2 protein-coding genes and 1 pseudogene are annotated in these 2,382 nt (G+C 43.6%); 1 reads left to right on the top strand and 2 read right to left on the bottom strand.

The annotated features are described in order from the left end of the window. Positions 1-328: DUF3360 family protein (locus IQR33_RS32815; protein ID WP_228013848.1), on the top strand; the 328-nt coding region annotated here is incomplete at its 5' end. Between the two features lie 131 nt (positions 329-459). On the opposite strand, the gene trpB is transcribed toward IQR33_RS32815, so the two are convergent. Together trpB and IQR33_RS32810 are read right to left on the bottom strand one after the other, a co-directional pair. Next, positions 460-1,683 (bottom strand): tryptophan synthase subunit beta, encoded by a 1,224-nt coding sequence (gene trpB, locus IQR33_RS10930; RefSeq protein ID WP_193837760.1) that lies wholly within the window; start codon positions 1,681-1,683, stop codon positions 460-462. 448 nt (positions 1,684-2,131) lie between these two features. Continuing rightward, positions 2,132-2,382, bottom strand: a pseudogene (locus IQR33_RS32810) (S1 RNA-binding domain-containing protein); the annotation flags it as partial.

Below are 2,382 nucleotides of genomic sequence, written 5' to 3'. Positions count from 1 at the left end.
TCTAGCAATGTGGGAACCTGTTCTGCGCGTTGCTTTGATTGTGGGTGTATTCTTACCACTCCTTGAAGCGGGTATGCAGATGATCCATAAGCATAAAGATTCACTCAGTGCAGGTATCTGTATTTTTGCCTGTGCATTCGTTAATCCAGTCTTCGGTTGGGCAATCACGATGCTGTTGGATAACCTCGGGCTTATCGGCGACCATGAGCGTGCTAACGAACTATCGCGCAAAGATAAATATCTGATTCCTGGCACTGCGTTTATCGTTTGTGCAGGCTCCCTTGCTGTTGTTGGTCAGCTTCCAGGCATTCCAGCTCTTATCGGTTAATCGAATTATGCTTTAAAGGCATAGTGGGATTGGTGAATAAAAGGACTTGCTTCTTAAAATACAAGACACAAACAAAAAGCTACCTAGTTCCAGGTAGCTTTTTGTATATAGGGTTAGGTTACGGAGTTAGGCTATATGAGTGATTCAATGCCGTATTTTGCGCCGTAGTGTTCAACGACAAAATCAATGTCTTTGTCACCACGGCCTGATAGGTTGATCAAAATCGAGCCGGTTTCTCCTTGCTTCGCGAGTTTAATCGCGTAAGCGACAGCGTGTGAGGATTCAATAGCAGGGATTATTCCCTCTTCACGAGACAGCTCAAAGAAGGCATCAATCGCTTCGTCATCACTGATTGAGCCGTAATTGACACGGCCAATGTCTTTTAAGTAACTATGCTGAGGCCCAACCGATGGGTAATCCAAGCCACTTGCTACAGAGTACACTTCCTGAGGTTCGCCTTGCGCATCTTTAAGCATGTAAGACTTAAATCCGTGCATGATACCTGGCTCACCGAGTGTGAGTGTTGCAGCATGCTCGCCAACCTTTTGCAAAGAGCGGCCCGCAGGTTCAACGCCGTGAATGGCGACTTGTTCATCCTCTAAGAAAGCAGTAAATAGCCCCATCGCGTTAGAACCACCTCCAACGCATGCGACGAGATTATTGGGTAACTTGCCGGTCATTTCTTTGAATTGAACTCGTGCTTCGTTACCGATAATTGATTGGAAATCTCGTACCATTTTAGGGAATGGGTGAGGGCCAACGACAGAGCCTATCGCATAAAGCTGTGTATCAGGATCTTTCAGATAAGCTTCGAATGCAGAATCTACCGCTTCTTTGAGGGTTTTGCGCCCATGAGTGGCAGGAATGACATTAGCACCAAGGACTCTCATGCGGACGACATTCGGATGTTCTTTGGCGATATCAACTTCACCCATGTAAATATCGCATTTCAAACCAACCAATGCCGCGGCTGTAGCAAGCGCAACACCGTGTTGCCCTGCGCCAGTTTCTGCAATTAGTTTCTTCTTACCCATCTTTTTAGCGAGAATGGCTTCCCCTAAGCAGTGGTTAATTTTATGTGCGCCTGTATGGTTTAAGTCTTCGCGCTTTAGGTAGATGTCTGCTCCGTATTTTTTAGACAAGTTTTCCGCATGGAAGAATGGGCTAGGTCGTCCAACAAAGTGCTTATACAGGCGAGCGAGTTCCGCTTTAAATTCAGGATCTTTGCTGCATTCCTCATAAGCTGCGTTGATGTCATGCATGATTTGTTCAAGCTCAGGTGGAACAAAGCTACCACCGTATTCACCAAAGTATCCTTCTTCGTTGGGCATAGTGAGATCAAACGAGTTTTTCATTATTTACATCCTAGTTAACGAAAGTATTGATACTTTTATACCCAAAATTTAGAAGTGGTTGTGTGATCAGTTGCTTAAATCAGAGTTCGCGATCTAGTGCACTAGTTAAAAAGTACAGCTTGTGTAGGGGATAATAGTTGTGATGTAGAATCAGGTGGTTTGAATAGATGCAAAAAAGCCTCGAGAGATCCTAGGCTGTCATAAGAACCTCTCGAGGCAAACAGAATGCTGGAAATACACTCTGCGATGGTGTCTGGAAACAAAAATTAGATTCGTTTCCTTTGTCAGATATTAGGGTTTTAGAATGAGTCGATGTCAGCGAAATGTCACAAGTTAATTGCGGTATTAAAAGCTTATTTTTTATTTTTGATTAATGGATTAGAAAGTAACCTAAAACAGGCTAACCTACCGCGTGTTCCGCATCTTTTAAGTTGAACATGATCTTTCTTTATTTCGAATCGACGTCTTTAACCAACACGTGCACTTTAGCTCCTAGAGTAAACGTGGTGCTCTGGCTAGAAATTTTTTGTTTGACTGCATCAAATTCGAACTCACCATTTTGGAAAGTTGATAAAGGAATGAGACCTTCGGTTCCTCTAACTCAACAAATACCCCGAAGTGTGTGACTCCACACGCTGTCCCTATGAAGTGTTGTCCGATAAATGGCTTCATGTAATGACATTTCAGTGCAAACTCAAT

It is taken from the genome of Vibrio sp. OPT46 (assembly GCF_015163535.1).
Lineage (GTDB): Bacteria > Pseudomonadota > Gammaproteobacteria > Enterobacterales > Vibrionaceae > Vibrio > Vibrio alginolyticus.
Note: the sequence above shows the minus strand (reverse complement) of the source record. Positions and strands in the feature narration are given on the sequence as shown.